The organism is Kitasatospora sp. NPDC059088 (assembly GCF_042738155.1).
Taxonomy (GTDB): domain Bacteria; phylum Actinomycetota; class Actinomycetes; order Streptomycetales; family Streptomycetaceae; genus Kitasatospora.
Genome location: NZ_JBHYGR010000027.1, coordinates 66,146 through 83,320 on the forward strand (window position 1 = coordinate 66,146; position 17,175 = coordinate 83,320).

Sequence of the window (17,175 nt, forward strand, 5' to 3'; positions counted from 1 at the left end):
GGGGGGGGGGGGGGGGTGGGGGGCTGCGCGCGCCCCCCCCGCGCCCCCCCCCCCCCCGCCCACCCCCCCGCCCCCCCGGCCCGCCCCCCGCCGCCCCCCCCCCCCGCGGGGGGGGCGGCGCGCCTTGGCGTTGGCGTTGTACGCCTACGAGGCACACGTACTCCGTATACGATTCTGCTCGCCGTCCGGAGCCCGGTCAAGCCCGTGCCCCCGTCGGGCCCGTGCCCCGGTCAGACCCGGGCGCCGAGCATCCGCAGCACCAACTCGCCGTAGCGGCGGCCGAGTTCCTCCGGCGTGCCGGAGGAGCGCTCGGTGTACCAGCGGGAGACGTCGATGCCCAGCGAGGTGACCGCGCGGGCCGCCGTACGCACCTCCGAGACCTCGAACTCCCCGGCCGCCACACCCGCTTCGATCAGCGCGCTGACCTCGCGCTCGATGTCCAGGCGCAGCGCAGCGACCTGGGCGTAGGCGTCCTCGGGCAGGGCGTGCAGCTCGTAGTTGACCACCCGGCCGACCGTCCGGGCCCGGGCGTGCCAGGCGGTGAACTGCTCGACCACGCGCCGCATCCGCTCGGCCGGGCCGCCCTCCCCGGCCGCCGCCTCCCGGACCAGGGTGAGGGTGGCGGCGTGGCCGGCCCGGCTGATCTCGGCGAGCAGGGCGGCCTTGGACTGGTAGTGGATGTACAGCGCGGCGGGGCTCATGCCCGCCGCGGTGGCGATGTCCCGGGTGGTGGTGGCGTGGAAGCCGCGCTCCGCGAACGACTCGACGGCCGCCTGGAGCAGCCGGTACGCCGCCTCGGGGCGGGTGTCGGCGCCCGGCATGGTCGGCCAGAGGTCGGCGATGGGCGTGCTGGTCATGGCGCCATCCTCCCAGAGAAGTCGTACAGGCATTCCCGCTGGCCGCTCCGGTGCGGCCCGGCGGACTGTTGACAGGCTCTCGCACCGACAGCATGCTGAGCAAGCGCTTAGTCAGCACTCCAGAGCAGACCGGAAAGGCAGGACCCTCCGTGGTGCACTCCTTCAAGGGCCGGGTGGCCGTCGTGACCGGATCGAGCCGGGGCATCGGCCTCGGCATCGCCCGCGAACTGGTCGACCGCGGCGCCAAGGTCTGCCTGACCGCCCGCAACCCCGAGCCGCTCGCCGAGGCCGTCCGCGACCTGGGCGGCCCGGACAACGCGATCGCGGTCGCCGGCAAGGCCGACGACCCGGCCCACCAGGAGGAGGCGGTCGCCCGCACCCTGGAGGCCTTCGGACGGCTCGACCACCTGGTCAACAACACCGGCATCAACCCGATCTACGGGCCGGTCCTGGAGACCGACCCCGACGCGGCCGCCAAGATCTTCGCCGTCAACGTGCTCGGCCCGCTGGCCTGGACCCGCCGGGCCCACGCCGCCTGGATGGGCGAGCACGGCGGCTCGGTGGTCAACGTCGCCTCGGTCGCCGGCATCCGCGCCTCGCTCGGGATCGGCATGTACGGCATCAGCAAGGCCGCGCTGATCCGGCTCACCACCGAACTCGGCGCCGAGCTGGGCCCGCAGGGCATCCGGGTCAACGCCGTGGCCCCCGCCGTGGTGAAGACCAAGTTCGCCGAGGCGCTGTACGAGGGCCGGGAGGAGAAGGTCGTCAAGGCCTACCCGCTGGGCCGGCTCGGCGTCCCCGAGGACGTCGCGGGCGCGGTCGCCTTCCTGCTCTCCCCGGAGTCCGGCTGGATCACCGGCCAGACCCTGGTGGTGGACGGCGGAGTCACCCTCGGCGGTGGGCTGTGAGCGGCGCCCCCGCCGGACCGGCCGGGCCGAGCGGCGACCTGACCGGCCAGGGCGTCGTGGTGACCGGCGCCGGCCGGGGCATCGGCGCCGCGCTCGCCCGGGCCTTCGCCGCGGCCGGCGCCCGGGTGGTGGTCAACGACCTGGACGCCGACGCCGCCCGCACGGTCGCGAAGGAGTGCGGCGGCACCGCCCTCCCCGGGGACGCCGCCTCCGCCGAGGGCCTCGCCGCCCTCGTCGGGCGGGCCCGCGCGGAGCTCGGCGAGATCGACGTGTGGTGCGCCAACGCGGGCGTCGCCCCGATCGGCGGCGCCGACGCCCCCGCCGAGGCCTGGACGAGCGCCTTGGAGGTCAACGTCCTGGCCCACGTACGAGCGGCCGACCTGCTGCTCCCCCGCTGGCTGGAGCGCGGCCGGGGCCGCTTCCTGGCCACCGTCTCGGCCGCCGGGCTGCTCACCATGCTCGGCTCGGCCCCGTACGCGGTCAGCAAGCACGGCGCGCTCGCCTTCGCCGAGTGGCTCTCCGCCACCTACCGCCACCGCGGCGTCCGGGTGCACGCGCTCTGCCCCCAGGGGGTGCGCACCGACATGCTGGCCTCCACGGGCGCGGTCGGCGAGGCGCTGCTGGTGCCGACCGCCCTGGACCCGGCGGAGGTCGCCGAGGCGGCCCTGACGGCGCTGCGGGAGGAACGGTTCCTGATCCTGCCGCACCCCGAGGTCGCCGAGTACTACCGCGTCCGGGCCACCGAGCCGGACCGCTGGATCGCCGGGGTGAACCGGCTCCAGCAGGGGCTGGAGAAGGGCGGGGCGCTGTGAGGGCCTGGCAGGTCACCGAACTCGGCGAGCCGGCCGCGGTGCTGCGGCTCACCGAGGACGCCGCCCGGCCGGTGCCGGGCCCGGGGCAGCTGCTGGTCAAGGTCCGGGCGGCGGCGGTGAACTTCCCGGACGCGCTGATGGTGCGCGGGCACTACCAGGTCCGCCCGCCGCTGCCGTTCACCCCGGGTGTGGAGCTGTGCGGCGAGGTCGCGGACGGCGCCCGGCGCGGCGAGCGGCTGATCGGCATCCCGGTGCTGCCGCACGGCGCCTTCGCCGAGTACGCGCTGCTGGACGCCGCGGCCGCGTTCCCGGCGCCCGAGTCGCTGGACGACGCCGAGGCGGCGGCGCTGCACATCGGCCACCAGACCGCCTGGTTCGCCCTGCACCGCCGGGCCCGGCTGCGGGCCGGGGAGACCCTGCTGGTGCACGCGGCGGCCGGCGGGGTCGGCAGTGCGGCCGTCCAGCTCGGCCGGGCCGCCGGGGCCCGGGTGGTCGCCGTGGTCGGCGGCCCGGCCAAGGCCGAGGCGGCCCGGGCGCTCGGCGCCGACCTGGTGGTGGACCGGACGGCCGACGGCCCGGCCGGGGACTTCGTCGCCGCCGTCAAGGAGTTCACCGGCGGGCGCGGCGCGGACGTGGTCTTCGACCCGGTCGGCGGCGAGGCCTACACCGGCTCCACCCGGTGCGTGGCCTTCGAGGGCCGGATCGTGGTGGTGGGCTTCGCCGCCGGGCAGATCCCGGCCCCGGCGCTGAACCACGCCCTGGTGAAGAACTACACGATCCTCGGCCTGCACTGGGGCCTGTACAACACCCACGACCCGCGGGCCGTGCGCGCCGCCCACGACGCGCTGACCGAGCTCGCCGAACAGGGCGTGGTCCGGCCGCTGGTCAGCGCCCGGGTCCCGCTGGCGGAGGCCGCGGCGGCCGTCCAGCTGGTCGCCGACGGGCGCAGCACCGGGCGGATCGCCGTCCTGGGCGAGTAGCCCGACGGACGGCTGCACCGACGGACGGCTGCACCGACGGACGGCTGCACCGGCGAACGGCTCAACCGCCGCGCCGGGTGGACTCGTTCTCCTGGGCCAGCCGCCGCAGCGCGAGCAGCGCCGGCTCCAGGAGGACGGTCCGCAGCAGGGCCCGCTCGGCCTGTTCGAGCGGGTCGGCGTCCGGGTCGAGCTGGTCGAGGTCGAGGACGGCGGTCCGCTCGGCCAGTTCGGCGTAGCCGCGCAGGGTGGCGGGGTCGAGTGCGGCGCCGAGCGAGCGCAGGGTCTCCAGGGTCTCGCCGAGCGCGGCCCGGGCAGGGGCGTACTCGGAGACCTCCCAGCCGAGGGCGCCGATCAGCGCGTCCACCTCGGCGGCGCCGGGCGCCGGTTCAGGCGCCGGTTCGGGCGCCGGTCCGGGCGCTGGGGCGTCCTCGTCCACCGGCCGGGCCCCGAGCACCAGGCCGAGCACCTGGTGCCGCTCCCCCGCGTGCTCGGCCACCGCGCCGAGCACCTCCCGGGTGGCGCTGACGCTCAGCCCCCGCACCCCGATCAGCGCGCGCACCAGGCGCAGCCGCCGCAGGTGGCTCTCGTCGTACTCGGCCTGGGTGGCGGCGGTGGCCCGGCCGGGCGGCAGCAGGCCCTCGCGCAGGTAGTACTTGATGGTCGCGGTCGGGACCGCGCTGCGGCGGCTCAGTTCGGAGATGCGCACGGCGGACACCTCGGGCTTTCCTCTGGTCGGGCTTTCCCCTGGCATTTGGATACCAGCACTGTCTAACATAGATAGTGCCACTACCCAATGTGGCGCCCTCGCCGAGGAGAAGAGTCAGCCATGCCCACGCTGCCCTGGATCACCCCGAATCCGCCCGCCCCCGGCACCGGGGCGGTCGTCATGGCCTCCCGCTTCGAGGTCCACTCGCTCGCCGACGTCCCGCGGTTCTTCCTCCGCTCGCTCGCCGTCTGGCGCCAACTCCGCAACACCCCGGGCGCGTTGGGCGCCTCGCTGATCGCCCGGCCGCTCCGGCGGACCTTCTGGACGCTCTCCGCCTGGGAGAGCCGCGAAGCCCTGAACGCCTTCGCCGCCGCCGAACCCCACCGCAGCACCATGACCGGACTTCGCTCCACCATGCGGGAGTCCACCTTCACCTTCTGGGACACCCCGGTCGAGCGGCTGCCGATCGCCTGGCCGGACGCCCACGCCCGGATCGACGCCCAGCGCGCCGCCGACCGGGGCCCGGGAACTAGCGTCCCGCGATGACCTCCAGCGCCGGGCGTGGCGGGCGGCCCAGCAGCGCCGCCAGGTCGCCCGGCCCGCCCGGCCCGGCCAGGAAGCCGTGCGCGATCGCCGAGTAGGTGCCCACCGTCATCGGGACCTGGAAGTCGTGCAGCGCGTCCGAGGCCGCCAGCGCCGTCCGGGCCTGCGCGAGCCCGCCCGGACGGTACTCGGCGCCCAGCACCCCGGCCACCTCCGCACCGCCCACCGCCCGCTCCCCGACCAGCTCGTACGTCCGCCCCGCGTGCCCGGCGGGCGCCAGCGCCACCTTCGCCGCCGCCTCGGCCAGGTCCGCCCGCGCCACGGCCGCCAGCCGCCCCGCCCCCAGCGGCGCGGTGATCACCCCGTCGGGGCCGGGCGCGGCGATCGCGGCCAGCAGCTCCGCGTAGAGGCCGTTGCGCAGCACCGTCCAGCGCAGCGTGCCGGACTCGCGCAGCCGGCGCTCCGTCCAGCGGTGCGCCAGCGCGTACGGCAGGTGGTCGCCGTCGCCGGAGAGGCTGGTGTAGACGACGTGCTCGACGCCCGCCCGCTCCGCCGCCCCGATCGCCGCGCCGTGCCGGGCGATCACCACGTCGTCCTCCGCGGCGCCCGCCGAGATCAGCAGCAGGGTCCGGACCCCCGCGAAGGCCTCGGCGAGGGTCTCCGGCCGGTCGAAGTCCACCAGCCGGACGGGCACCCCGGCCTCCACCGCGCCGGGCGTCCGGCTCCCGGCGACGACGCCCTCGCGGGCGCCGAGCCGCTCCAGCACGAGGGTGCCGAGACCTCCGTTGACACCGGTGACGAGCAGCATGGTTCTCCTCCTGATGGCCGATCCTCGGGGACGGGACCATCCTCGGTAGCCTGGGCGTCCGGCGTAAGGAGGCACTTCCATGTCCGTAGGGCACAGCGCGGTAACCACCCCCCGCCCGGTCGTCTGGTGCGAGGACGACGTCGACTGCGGGATCCGCGACCTGCTGACCCGGCTCGGCGACAAGTGGTCCGTCCTCGCCGTGGTCGAACTCGCCGGGGGCGTACGGCGGTTCCGCGAGCTGCAGCGCGCCCTGCCGGGGATCTCGCAGCGGATGCTGACCCTGACGGTGCGCCGGCTGGAACGCGACGGGCTGGTCACCCGGACCGTCCACCCGACCGTCCCGCCCCAGGTGGAGTACGAGCTGACGGAGCTCGGCCACAGCCTGACCCACCTGGTGCGGGCGATGGCGGACTGGTCCTACGCCCACCACGACGCCATGCTCGCCTCGCGGCAGCGCTGGGACGAGGCCAATCCCGGCTCGGAGATCCGCTGAGGGGTCCGCCGTCGGCTACCGCTCGTACGTCAGCTCCGGGAAGCGGTCCGAGGGGCCGTCCAGCAGGTGGTCGTCGTGGCCGCGCAGCCAGCGGTCGAAGAAGGACGCCACGCAGGAGCGGGTGGCGAGCTCGGCACGGTCGGGGCGGACGTCGCCGACGTCCGCGGCCAGCACCTCCGGGGTGACGGCGCCCTGGCGGGCGAGCAGCGGGAGCAGGGACTGGGCGTCGGTGTAGGAGCCGTGCCGGGAGCCCTCCAGGGTGAGGTCGGCGTGCCAGCCGGTGCTGTGCTGCCACAGGGCGTCCCAGCCGGGCTGCCGGTGGTAGCTCCCGGAGTCGGACTCCCGGGTGCCCATCAGCAGGAACGGGCGGTCCAGGCCGTCCTCGACGAAGTCGGGCAGGAAGACACCGGTGCGGCCGTCGGGGCCGGGGAAGTGCAGCTGGCCGTCCAGGTCGACCGCGGCGGCGATCCGCGGGTCGTCGTGCATGGCCTGGAGGGCGGTGAAGCCGCCCGCCGAGTGGCCGACCATGCCGATCCGGTCCAGGTCCAGCGAGGCGCCGACGCCGGCCGGCAGGCCCGGGGCGCGGCGCAGCCCGGAGAGTTCGTCGAGCACGAAGCGGGTGTCCGCCACCCGGGCGGCCAGGGACTTGCGCAGCACGGCGCCGACGTCCAGGCCGGGCTGTCGGAGCATGGCGGGGAACACCGAGGTGGCCAGCTCCCCGTCGGGGAAGGCGACTTCGGAGGCCTCGTAGGTGTGGTCGACGGTGACGACGACGTAGCCGCGCGAGGCGAGGTCCTCCACCAGGGCCGTCCCCCAGGTGCGCGGGTCGCCCAGCCCGGGCGAGTACAGCACCACCGGGCGGGGGCCGCCGGGCCGGGCCGGGGCGTCCCGGCGGGCGTGGGTGAGGATCCCCGACCAGTCCGTACTGCCGGGCCGCACGTGGTAGTTGAGGTCACCGACGCCGCTGTCGCCGCCGAAGTGCGCCCCGGCCGCGGGCTCCATGTAGCGGGCCCGCTCCCCACCGGTGGCCGGGCGGGCGGTCGGGTACCAGAGGCTGACCATCACCTCACGCGCCCGGCCCGGCTTCCAGGGGTCCTCCCGTCCGGCGTCGGTCAGCCGCAGCGAGGTCGTCCCGATCGGGTACGGCCCGGTCGGCCGCGGCAGCCAGGCCGTGGCCTGCCGCGCGGCCCCGCCGTCCACCGCCGGCGCCGCCACCGCGCCCACCGCGCCCGGCGCACCCGTCACCCCGAGCGTCGCCGACGCCGCCAACAGCACCGCCGCCACGGCCCGTCCCCGCCTGCCCATGCCAGCCTCCTCGTCCGGTTCGGTCACGGAGCAGACGCTACGGGCGGGGCGCGCCGGGGCCGTCGTACCGGGGAGCCAAGTCCCCCCGACTACTCCGGTATGACACCCTTACGGGCCAGGCGGGTACGCCCCGGGCCAGGCGGGCCCAGGGCCCTGCCGGTCCACCGTCCGCCCGGCCGGTCCGGGTCCGTCATACTGGACCTGACCAGGGCGTTCGCGGCCGGGCGGAGCGGGTTCCCCGCCGCCGGACCGGCCCCGGCGCACGGGTGGGTGAGTGGTCCTCGGGAGGGAAGCAGCTGTGGCGGATTCCGGCACGCCCGAAGCCGGGTGCCCGCTGATCGGGCGCGACCGCGACCTGCGGCTGCTCCGCGAGCGGCTGCGCCTGGGCAGCGGCGGCGGCGCGCTGCTGCTCTCCGGGGAGGCCGGGGTCGGCAAGAGCGCCGTGCTGGACGCGCTGGCCGCCGCCGCGCCCGCCGACGGCGCCCGGGTGCTCCGGGCCTCCGGCGTCGAGTTCGAGGCCCACTGCGGCTACTCGGTCCTCAACCAGCTGTTCTTCCCGCACCTCGCCGCCCTGGAGCGGCTCGACGCCCCGCTGCGCGCGGCCCTGCGGGTGGCGCTCGGCTTCGACACCGGTCCGGCCCCGGAGCACCTGCTGGTGTCCAACGCGGTGCTGCGGCTCCTCCAGGCCGTGGCCGACGGGCGGCCGCTGCTCCTGCTCGTCGACGACCTGCACTGGGTCGACCCGGCCAGCACCGCGGTGTTCGGCTCGGTCGCCCGCCGGGCCCCCGGCCTGGACATCGCCTTCCTGGCCGCGGCCCGCCCCGGCGAGCTCGGCCCCCGGGACGCCGACGCCCTGCCCGCCCACGACCTGCCGCCGCTGGCCGAGGAGGCCGCCGGCCGCCTGCTCGGCAGCCGCTTCCCCGACCTCTCCCGCAGCGCGCACCGCAGGGTGCTGGCCGAGGCGGGCGGCAACCCGCTGGCCCTGCTGGAACTGCCGACCGCCCTGCCGCCGGACCCGGTGGACTGCCCGGCCGTACCGCCCGTCCCCGTGACGCCGATCGCCGTCTCGTCCCTCGGCAACCGGCTGGAGCGGCTGTTCGGCGCCCGGGTGGCCGGCCTGCCCGCCCCCTCCCGCCGGCTGCTGCTGCTCGCCGCGCTGGAGGGCACCGGCGACCTCGGCGTGCTGCGGGCCGCCGCGCGCCGGGCCGCGGAGGAGCTCGGCACGGGCTCCGGCCCGGGCCAGAGCCCGGAACACGGACCGGAACACGGCCCGGGCGACGGCCCGGGCGACGGCCAGGACCCGGAACACGGCCAGGACCCGGAGCACCGCCGGGACGACCTCGCGCCGCTGGAGCAGGAGCGGCTGGTGCACGTCGAGGAGGGCGGCCGCCGGCTGGCCTTCCGCCACCCGCTGATCCGCTCCGCCGTGGTCGGGCAGGCCCCGAGCAGCGCCCGGCGCGCCGCCCACGCGGCCCTGGCCGCCGCCCTGGCCGGCCGGCCCGAGCGCCGGGCCTGGCACCTGGGCGAGGCCACCCTCGAACCGGACGAGGAGGTCGCCGCGCTCCTCGCCCACGCCGCCGGGCTCAGCCTGCGCCGCGGCGACGCCTCCGGCGCCATGCGCACCCTGGTCCGCTCGGCCGAGCTCACCCCCGACGGTCCGCAGCGCGGCCGCCGCCTCGCCGAGGCCGCCTACCTCGGGGCCGAGTCCACCGGCGCCCTCACCAGCGCCCGCCGACTCCTCGACCACGCCCGGCAGGCCGCCCCGGTCGGCGACGGCTCGCTGCACTCCGCCACGGCCGCCGCCCTGCTGCTCCTCAACGGCGACGGCGACGTTCCCGCGGCGCACCGCCTGCTCACCTCCGCCATCGAGTCCGCGGCCGCCGCCCACGGCCACCGGGCCGAGGACAAGGCGCTGGTCGACGCCCTGCACGTCCTGGCGGTGCTCTGCTTCTTCGGCGCCGACGAGGCCCTGTGGCAGTCCTACTACCGGGCCGTGGAGCGCCTCACCCCCGGCCCGCCGGCCTTCCTGGCCGTCCTCGGCCGCACCTTCTCCGACCCCGCCCGCACCGGCGCCGCCGCCCACGGCCCGCTCGACGCGCTCACCCTCGCCCTGGCCGCCGCCCCGGCCGGCGAGGCCGACCCGGTCCTCACCACCCGGGTCGGCACCGGGGCGCTCTACCTCGACCGGCTCGGCGAGGTCCGCACCCCCGCCTGGCAGGTGGTCCGCGCCGGGCGCGAGGGCGGCCCGGCCCGGCGCTACATCTCCGCCCTCATCCACCTCTGCCTGGACGACTACCTCACCGGCGCCTGGGACGAGGCGCTCGACCTCGCCCGGGAGGGCCTCGGCGCCTGCCGGGAGCACGGCTACGACGCCTTCGCCTGGTACTTCCAGTACATCGAGGCGATCGTCCTGGGCGCCCGCGGCCACACCGCGGAGAGCCTCGCCACGGCCGGCACCGTGATCGACTGGGCCACCCGCCACCGCGCGCCCTGCGCCGCCCACTACGCCCACCACGCCGCCGCCGTGGCGGCCCTCGGCGACGGGGACCACGCGCTCGCCCACCGGCACGCCATCGCGGTCAGCCCGGCCGGCACCCTCGCCTCGCACGCCCCGCACGCCCTCTGGGTGGCCGCCCACCTGGTCGAGGCCGCCGTCCGCGGCGACCGCCGCGAGGAGGCCGCCGCCCACGTCCGCGCGATGCGCGAGAACGGCATCGCCGCCGTCTCCTCCCGGCACGCCCTGCTGGTCGAGGCCTCCGCCGCGCTGTGCACCGAGGAGGACGAGGAGGCACTGCGGCTGTTCGCCCTCGCGCTGGACACCCCCGGCGCCGAGCGCTGGCGCTTCGACCACGCCCGGGTCCAACTGGCCCAGGGCGAACGGCTGCGCCGGACGGGGGCGTCCGGCGGCGCCCGGGCACCGCTGCGCGCCGCCCTCGCGAGCTTCGAGGCCCTCGGCGCCACCCCGTGGGCGGACCGCGCCAGGGCCGAACTGCGCGCGGCGGACCGGCCCGGCCAGCTGACCATCTGACCGCCTGGCCACGGGCCGACCGCGCCCGTCGCGCCTGCCGTCTGCCGCCTGCCGCCTGCCGGGGCCGTCCCCCGGCAGGCGAGGTGCTCAGCGGTACTGCTTGAGTTCCCGCCGGGCCAGGGAGCGCTTGTGCACCTCGTCCGGCCCGTCCGCGAGGCGCAGGGTGCGGTTGCCGGCCCAGAGTTGGGCGAGCGGGGTGTCCTGGCTGACACCGGCGGCACCGTGGGTCTGGACGGCCTTGTCGAGGATCCACTCGACCGTGCGCGGGGTGGCGATCTTGATGGCCTGGATCTCGGTGTGCGCACCGCGGTTGCCGACGGTGTCCATCAGCCAGGCCGTCTTGAGCACCAGCAGCCGCAACTGCTCGATCCGGACCCGGGATTCGGCGATCCAGTCCTGCACCACGCCCTGCTCGGCGAGCGGCCGGCCGAAGGCCACCCGCTCGCTCGCCCGGCGGCACATCAGCTCCAGCGCGCGCTCGGCGATGCCGATGGCCCGCATGCAGTGGTGGATCCGGCCCGGGCCGAGCCGGGCCTGGGCGATGGCGAAGCCGCTGCCCTCCTCGTCGATCAGGTTCTCGACGGGCACCCGGACGTCCTCGAACAGCACCTCGGCGTGGCCGCCGTGGTCGGCGTCGTCGTAGCCGAAGACCGTCATGCCGCGCTTGACGGTGAGGCCCGGGGTGTCGCGCGGCACCAGCACCATGCTCTGCTGGCGGTGCGGGGCGGCGTCCGGGTTGGTCTTGCCCATCACGATGAACAGCTTGCAGTCCGGGTTCATCGCGCCGGTGATGTACCACTTGCGGCCGTTGACCACGTACTGGTCGCCGTCGCGCTCGATCCGGGTGGCGATGTTGGTGGCGTCCGAGGAGGCCACCTCGGGCTCGGTCATCGCGAACGCGGAGCGGATCGCGCCGTCCAGCAGCGGCCGCAGCCAGCGCTCCTGCTGCTCGGCGCTGCCGAACTGGGCGAGGAGTTCCATGTTGCCGGTGTCGGGGGCCGCGCAGTTGAGGGCCGGCGGGGCCAGCTGGATGCTGCGGCCGGTGATCTCGGCGAGCGGGGCGTACTGGAGATTGGTGAGACCGGCGCCGTGCTCGCCGGGGATGAACAGGTTCCACAGGCCCTGCTTGCGGGCCTCCGTCTGGAGGTCGGCGACGACGGGCGGGACGCTCCAGGGAGTGCGGTCCGGGTCGGCGAGCTGCTGGGCGAGGGTGCTCTCGGCCGGGTACACGTGCTCGGCCAGGAAAGCGAGGAGTTGCTCACGGAGTACGTTCGTCCGGGCGTCGTAGGCGAAGTCCATGGCTGTCAGCTCTCCTTGAGGGTGGTCAGTCCGTGCCGGGCGAGGATCGGGGCCATCTCGCCCGCGCGCTCGAAACCTGCGCCCAGGGTGCGGCCCTGCTGGAAGCGGTAGTGGATGCCCTCGGCGATGACGGCCAGCTTGAAGGAGGCGAAGGCCACGTACCAGTCCAGATCGGTGGCCTGACGGCCGGTCAACTCGGCGTAGTACGAGACGATTTCCTCGGCCTTGGGGAAGCCGGGGGCGGTCATGGCGTCGGGGATGATGCCGCCGCCGATGCCGGCGATCTCGGTGTACATCACGAGGAGGCCGATGTCGGTGAGCGGGTCGCCGAGAGTCGACATCTCCCAGTCGAGGACGGCGGTGATGGCGTCGGTGTCGTCGACCAGGACGTTGTCGAGCCGGTAGTCGCCGTGCACCAGTGCGGGCGCGGGCGAGACGGGGCGCCGTTCGGCGAGCAGGGCGTGCAGCCGGTCGAGGTCGGGGAGGTCGCGGGAGCGGGACTTCTCCAACTGGGTCGACCAGCGGCGCAGTTGGCGCTCCAGGTAGCCCTCGGGCCGGCCGAAGTCGTCGAGGCCGACGTCGGCGGGATCGATCCGGTGCAGGGCGGCGAGGGTCTCGACCAGGCGGCGGCCGAGGGCGGAGACACGGTCCTCGCCGAGGGCGGCGAGGGCCTTGCGGGAGCGGTGCGCGACACCGTCGACGTGCTCCATGAGGTACCAGGGGGCGCCGAGCACGTCGGTGCCGTGGTCGATCAGCAGCATGCGGGGGACGGGGACGTCTGTGTCCCGCAGGGCCGACATCACCCGGTGCTCACGGCCCATGTCGTGCGCGGTGGCGAGGACGTGCCCGAGCGGGGGGCGCCGGAGGACCCAGCGGCCGGTGCCGTCCGTGAGCACGTACGTGAGGTTCGAGCGGCCCCCCTCGACCAGCTCGGCCCGCAACGGCCCCCGGACGAGGCCGGGCAGCTCGGTGTCCAGACGGGTGCGCAGCCGCACCAGATCCAGACCGGGCAGGTCAGCGGGGCTCTCGACCATCGGGCGGCTCCTCGGGACGGCGGATCATTGACTAAGCGCTTGCTTAGCATTCAACCGGAGGATGCCCCCTGTCAATGCCGTGAGCCCCCGGACCGACCGATCCGGGGGCTCGCGGGAGGGAAGGAGGGGGTCGGATCCCGCCAATGCATCACCAGGGGGCTGAGCATCCGCTCCAAGGTCCGGATCGACTTCCGATGATGGACGGCGACACGGCACCATGGCTACAGCAAGTGATGTATCGATCGCTATGCGCTACAACGGAGACAGCCATGCCCCCCAACACCCCCTGCACCCCCGTGCGCGGCTTCCAGGCCGCCGGCTTCACCCAGGCGGCGACCGGCCGATGAGCGACCGCTACGCCATCCTCCCCGCCGACTCCCCGCGCGGTACCCACTACCAGGCCTGGGTCATCCGGGACCGCGCGACCACCGAGTGCGTCAAGGCCCTCCCCCCGGCCGACGAGCCGCTCCGCTTCTACTCGTACGCGCAGGCGCAGGCCTGGGTCCGGACCAACACTCCCACCACCTTCGAGGTCCGCCTGATCGACTCCTCCGGCCCCGAGGACGCCAAGGCCTTCCGACGCACCATCGGCTGATCGGCCGACAGTGAGGGTGAGTCGGCCCCGATCGTGGGCACCCACAACTGCGGGTGCCCGCATCGAAGCCCCCCTCATCCAACCGGAAGGGACCACCCATGGCGTCCAGGTTCACCACAGCCATCGCCGTCGCCCTCCTCTCCACCGCCGCCCTCGCCCCGACCGCCACCGCCACCGCCGCGACCCCACCCACCACCAGCACCGCCAGCGCCGCCGCACAGCTCAGCGCCTACTGGACCCCCGCCCGGATGGCCGCCGCGCTCCCCCTCGACGCCAAGGCCGCCCGGCCCACCGCCGACGGCCCCCGCCCCGGCGAGTACATCCCCCCGAGCCGCAGCTTCGACGGCATCCCCCAGGTCGGCGCCTTCTTCTGGACCGACGCCACCGGCACCGGCCGCACCTGCAGCGGAGCCGTCGTCCACAGCCCCGGCCGCGACCTGGCCCTGAGCGCGGGCCACTGCCTCAAGGGCTACGCGGGCGGCTCCCCCACGCGGCACCTGGCGTTCGTCCCGCAGTACCACGACGGGCTCACGCCCCTGGGCGTCTTCCCGGTCCGGGCGAACGGCGTCCACGTCGCACAGGAGTACTACGACCGGGGCGAACACGCGGGCGCCGCCTACGACTTCGGCTTCGCCGTCACCGAGCCCAACCAGGCGGGTGACGCACTGGAGGACGTCGCGGGCTCGGTGCAGCTGCTCACCGGCACCGGGTACGCCCACGCCCCGGTCCGGATGATCGGCTACCCGGGCGGCGCCCCGAAACCCGTGGAGTGCTTCAGCCGGACCACCCGTTGGGCCAGCGACGACCCCGCCGACCCGGGCACCTTCGAGCGCATCGCCTGCGACGGCTTCACCGGCGGCACCTCCGGCGGCCCCATGCTGATCCCCTGGTTCGGCGGCTGGGCCGTGATCGGCCTCATCGGCGGCTACCACACCGGCGGCAACACCCCCCAGATCTCCTACAGCGCCCCCTTCGGCCCGGCCGTCCGAGCTCTGTACGAGGCCACCATCAGCGGCGCCCCTCCGGCCGGCGGCCCGGCGTCCTGAGCCGAGCCCAGCGCCCGACGGAGCCTCAGTCCGACCACCCGTCCGAAAATCCGTACGACCACCCGTGCAACGTTTCCGACGGCTCAGGTCATCGATCTAGGGAGAACCCTGTGTGATCGAAACTGTCGCCGAAGGAAAGGGAATCCGTGCGGACTGCTCGCGGTGCGGTCGTCCTGTTGGCCGTGGGGGTCGTCGCGTCCCTCACGCTCACCACGGGGGACTCCTTCTCCGAGAGCAGACCCAACGCCGCCGCCCCCGATCCCGACCCGACGGCCCCGGAGGCGAGCGCCGCCGACACCCCGGCGCCCACGCCCACCCCGACGCCGGCGCCCACCTGGGACGGCCAGGTGCACGTGCTCGGGGACGGCTCCACCTCCTACACCGGCCCGCAGCCCAAGCAGCCGAAGCCGGAGAAGCTGAAACCGGGTGAGAAGCCGCCGCAGTTCGTCGTCTTCTCCTGGGACGGCGCCCTGGAGGGCGACGACCGCCTGTTCTCCCGCTTCCGCAAGCTGGGCGCGGACAACAACGCCCAGATGACGTACTTCCTGAGCGGCCTCTACACCCTGCCCAAGTCCAAGAAGTCGCTCTACCACCCGCCCCAGCACGACCCGGGCGCCGCCTCGATCGACTACGCGACCGACGCCCACATCAAGGACACCCTGGAGCAGCTGCGCCTCGCCTGGCTGGACGGCAACGAGATCGGCACCCACTTCAACGGGCACTTCTGCGGCTCCAAGGGCGGCGACGACTGGAGCACCGAGGAGTGGAAGAGCGAGCTCGACCAGGCGGTCTCCTTCGTCACCAACTGGAAGACCAACACCGGCCTCAAGAACATGCCGCCGCTGCCCTTCGACTACACCAAGGAGCTGGTCGGCGGCCGCGCCCCCTGCCTCCAGGGGCAGAAGAACCTCCTCCCGGCCGAGAAGGCCGCCGGCTTCCGTTACGACGCCAGCTCTCCGGGCGAGTTCCAGGTCTGGCCGGTCAAGAAGGGCGGCATCTGGAACTTCCCGCTCCAGATGCTGCCCTTCCCGGCCAAGTCCTCCCAGGGCCTCTCGATGGACTACAACTTCCTGGCCGGCCAGTCCGGGGACACCACCAAGGGCGACCCGAAGAAGTACGCCGACTGGGAGAAGGAGGCCCGGGACAGCTACCTGGCCGGCTTCAACCGGGTCTACAACGGCAGCCGCGCCCCGCTGTTCATCGGCAACCACTTCGAGGACTGGAACGGCGGCATCTACATGGACGCCGTCGAGGACGTGGTGAAGAACGTCTGCCACCAGGACGGCGTCCGCTGCGTCTCCTTCCGCCAGGTCGCCGACTGGCTGGACGCCCAGGACCCGAAGGTCCTCGACAGGCTCCGCCAACTCGACCCCGGCCAACCGGGCGACTGGTCCCGCCTGGTGAAGTGACCGGCGCTCAGCCCGTACGACGGGCCAGCGCCAGCAGGCTCAGCCCGAACATCAGCACCCCCAGCGGGAGATGGACCGCCGGGACGTGCGCGATGCCGAGCACGACCTGCACCGAGGCGAGCGCCAGGAAGCCGGCCGCCTCCCCCACCGGTCGCACCGGCCCGCCGCCCGGCTTCCAGGCCAGCACCGCCGCCAGCAGGTAGAGCATCGACGCCCCGTACATCACCCGGGCGCCGACGCCGTGCAGCGTCTCCCCGTAGGAGGTGGTCAGCAGCAGTCCGGCGGAAACGGCCTGGAGCAGGACGGTCAGGGTCTGCAGGGCGATCGCGGCCCGCAGGAACGGGAACCGGTGCGTCGCGCTCGTCGTCGGGGTGGCCATGTCGTGGTCCTCTTCTCCGCCCGGGGGCAGTGGATCGGTAGGGTCTCACCGATCCGACGACGCAGGCCCGTGAAAGGTAAGGCGAGCGCATGACGGCAGCGGGGGCGGACACCGACGCGACCTTCGGCGAGCGGCACCGACTGATCAACGTCGCCTACCGGCTGCTCGGCTCGCTGACCGAGGCCGAGGACGCCGTGCAGGAGGCCTACGCGCGCTGGTACGCCCTGCCGCCCGGCCGGCGGCGGGAGGTACGGGCCCCCGGCGCCTGGCTCACCACCGTCACCGGCCGGATCTGCCTGGACCTCCTGGGCTCGGCCCGGGCCCGGCGCGAGCGCTACGTCGGCGCCTGGCTGCCCGAACCGCTGCCGGGCCCCCGGCCGACCGGGCTGTCGGCAGGGCTGTCGGATTCGCTGTCGGACCGGGCCGGGAGCGCCGATCTCGCCGACCTGATCGTCCTGGACGAGTCGGTGGCGATGGCCTTCCTGGTCGTCCTGGAGTCGATGACCCCGGCCGAGCGGGTCGCCTTCGTCCTGCACGACGTCTTCCGCTACTCCTTCGCCGAGATCGCCGCCGTCCTCGACCGCACCCCGGCGGCCTGCAAGCAGCTGGCCTCCTCCGCCCGCCGCCGGGTCGGTGCCGCCCCGGCCCCGGCGACGCCGACCGCGCGGGCCGACACCGTACGGCGGGTCAAGGAGGCCTGGCAGAGCCGGGACATCGCGGCCCTGGTCGCCGTCCTGGACCCGGCCGCCGTGATGACCGCCGACGGCGGCGGCCTGGTCGGCACCGTGCTGCGCCCGGTGGCGGGCGGCGCGCTGATCGCCCAGTACATGCTGGCCGTCGCCGACCGGGCCCCGGGCATGGAACTGCTGGAGTGCCCGGTCAACGGCGCGGGGGGGGCGGGGGGGGGGCCGCGGCGCGCGGGGGGCGAGGGGGGGGGCGGGGGGGGGGGCCGGCGGGCGCGGGGAGGGGGAGG

At 75.2% G+C, this 17,175-nt stretch carries 17 protein-coding genes; 10 read left to right on the forward strand and 7 right to left on the reverse strand.

What is annotated here, in order from left to right:
- Window positions 1–230: 230 nt before the first annotated feature.
- Window positions 231–857 (reverse strand): TetR/AcrR family transcriptional regulator, encoded by a 627-nt coding sequence (locus tag ACFWXO_RS15110; protein ID WP_380404707.1) that lies wholly within the window; start codon window positions 855–857, stop codon window positions 231–233.
- A gap of 149 nt (window positions 858–1,006) precedes the next feature.
- On the opposite strand from ACFWXO_RS15110, the gene ACFWXO_RS15115 reads away from it, so the two are divergent.
- The 3 genes from ACFWXO_RS15115 to ACFWXO_RS15125 are packed head-to-tail and all read left to right on the forward strand — an operon-like array spanning window position 1,007 to window position 3,557.
- The gene (locus ACFWXO_RS15115) at window positions 1,007–1,765 is read left to right on the forward strand and encodes an SDR family oxidoreductase (RefSeq protein ID WP_375896364.1); all 759 of its coding nucleotides are present in this window, start codon (window positions 1,007–1,009) and stop codon (window positions 1,763–1,765) included.
- Entirely contained in the window at window positions 1,762–2,577 is an 816-nt protein-coding gene (locus tag ACFWXO_RS15120) for an SDR family oxidoreductase (protein WP_380524344.1), read from the forward strand. Before ACFWXO_RS15115 ends, ACFWXO_RS15120 begins: the two co-directional genes overlap by 4 nt.
- On the forward strand, window positions 2,574–3,557 hold the full coding sequence (locus ACFWXO_RS15125) for an NADPH:quinone oxidoreductase family protein (RefSeq protein ID WP_380524346.1): 984 nt from the start codon (window positions 2,574–2,576) through the stop codon (window positions 3,555–3,557). The genes ACFWXO_RS15120 and ACFWXO_RS15125 overlap by 4 nt, the downstream gene beginning before the upstream one ends.
- A gap of 61 nt (window positions 3,558–3,618) precedes the next feature.
- Here the strand turns inward: ACFWXO_RS15125 and ACFWXO_RS15130 are convergent, their stop codons facing one another.
- Window positions 3,619–4,263, reverse strand: a complete 645-nt coding sequence (locus tag ACFWXO_RS15130) for a MerR family transcriptional regulator (protein ID WP_380524348.1) — start codon at window positions 4,261–4,263, stop codon at window positions 3,619–3,621.
- Window positions 4,264–4,383: 120 nt separating this feature from the next.
- Between ACFWXO_RS15130 and ACFWXO_RS15135 the strand changes: the two genes are divergently transcribed.
- Window positions 4,384–4,809 carry a DUF3291 domain-containing protein gene (locus tag ACFWXO_RS15135; RefSeq protein WP_380524350.1) on the forward strand — a complete coding sequence of 142 codons (426 nt, stop codon included), beginning with the start codon at window positions 4,384–4,386 and terminating at the stop codon, window positions 4,807–4,809.
- Here the strand turns inward: ACFWXO_RS15135 and ACFWXO_RS15140 are convergent.
- Window positions 4,793–5,614: an NAD(P)H-binding protein gene (locus ACFWXO_RS15140; RefSeq protein ID WP_380524352.1), complete on the reverse strand. Its 822-nt coding sequence runs from the start codon at window positions 5,612–5,614 to the stop codon at window positions 4,793–4,795. The two genes, ACFWXO_RS15135 and ACFWXO_RS15140, sit on opposite strands and share 17 nt — an antisense overlap.
- Before the next feature lie 79 nt (window positions 5,615–5,693).
- Between ACFWXO_RS15140 and ACFWXO_RS15145 the strand changes: the two genes are divergently transcribed.
- Window positions 5,694–6,107, forward strand: a complete 414-nt coding sequence (locus tag ACFWXO_RS15145; protein WP_380524354.1) for a winged helix-turn-helix transcriptional regulator — start codon at window positions 5,694–5,696, stop codon at window positions 6,105–6,107.
- A 15-nt stretch (window positions 6,108–6,122) separates the two neighbouring features.
- Here the strand turns inward: ACFWXO_RS15145 and ACFWXO_RS15150 are convergent, their stop codons facing one another.
- Window positions 6,123–7,439 (reverse strand): alpha/beta hydrolase family protein, encoded by a 1,317-nt coding sequence (locus tag ACFWXO_RS15150; protein ID WP_380524356.1) that lies wholly within the window; start codon window positions 7,437–7,439, stop codon window positions 6,123–6,125.
- 271 nt (window positions 7,440–7,710) lie between these two features.
- Between ACFWXO_RS15150 and ACFWXO_RS15155 the strand changes: the two genes are divergently transcribed.
- The gene (locus ACFWXO_RS15155; RefSeq protein ID WP_380524358.1) at window positions 7,711–10,440 is read left to right on the forward strand and encodes an AAA family ATPase; all 2,730 of its coding nucleotides are present in this window, start codon (window positions 7,711–7,713) and stop codon (window positions 10,438–10,440) included.
- A gap of 87 nt (window positions 10,441–10,527) precedes the next feature.
- Here ACFWXO_RS15155 and ACFWXO_RS15160 read toward each other — a convergent pair whose 3' ends face one another.
- Window positions 10,528–11,739 (reverse strand): acyl-CoA dehydrogenase family protein, encoded by a 1,212-nt coding sequence (locus ACFWXO_RS15160; RefSeq protein ID WP_380524360.1) that lies wholly within the window; start codon window positions 11,737–11,739, stop codon window positions 10,528–10,530.
- Window positions 11,740–11,744: 5 nt separating this feature from the next.
- Entirely contained in the window at window positions 11,745–12,773 is a 1,029-nt protein-coding gene (locus ACFWXO_RS15165; RefSeq protein ID WP_375896341.1) for a phosphotransferase family protein, read from the reverse strand.
- Window positions 12,774–13,116: 343 nt separating this feature from the next.
- Here ACFWXO_RS15165 and ACFWXO_RS15170 point away from each other — a divergent pair, with 343 nt between their 5' ends.
- The 3 genes from ACFWXO_RS15170 (at window position 13,117) to ACFWXO_RS15180 (ending at window position 15,823) form a co-directional block, all read left to right on the forward strand.
- Window positions 13,117–13,368, forward strand: a complete 252-nt coding sequence (locus ACFWXO_RS15170) for a hypothetical protein (protein WP_380524363.1) — start codon at window positions 13,117–13,119, stop codon at window positions 13,366–13,368.
- A 98-nt stretch (window positions 13,369–13,466) separates the two neighbouring features.
- A complete protein-coding gene (locus tag ACFWXO_RS15175) occupies window positions 13,467–14,414 on the forward strand; it encodes a trypsin-like serine peptidase (protein ID WP_380524365.1) in 948 nt (315 codons plus the stop codon).
- Window positions 14,415–14,560: 146 nt separating this feature from the next.
- Window positions 14,561–15,823, forward strand: a complete 1,263-nt coding sequence (locus ACFWXO_RS15180) for a hypothetical protein (protein ID WP_380524366.1) — start codon at window positions 14,561–14,563, stop codon at window positions 15,821–15,823.
- 7 nt (window positions 15,824–15,830) lie between these two features.
- On the opposite strand, the gene ACFWXO_RS15185 is transcribed toward ACFWXO_RS15180, so the two are convergent.
- Window positions 15,831–16,202, reverse strand: coding sequence for a hypothetical protein (locus tag ACFWXO_RS15185; RefSeq protein ID WP_380524368.1), 372 nt, complete (start codon window positions 16,200–16,202; stop codon window positions 15,831–15,833).
- An 89-nt stretch (window positions 16,203–16,291) separates the two neighbouring features.
- Here ACFWXO_RS15185 and ACFWXO_RS15190 point away from each other — a divergent pair.
- A partial coding sequence (locus ACFWXO_RS15190; RefSeq protein ID WP_380524371.1) for a sigma-70 family RNA polymerase sigma factor occupies window positions 16,292–17,175 on the forward strand: 884 nt, incomplete at its 3' end.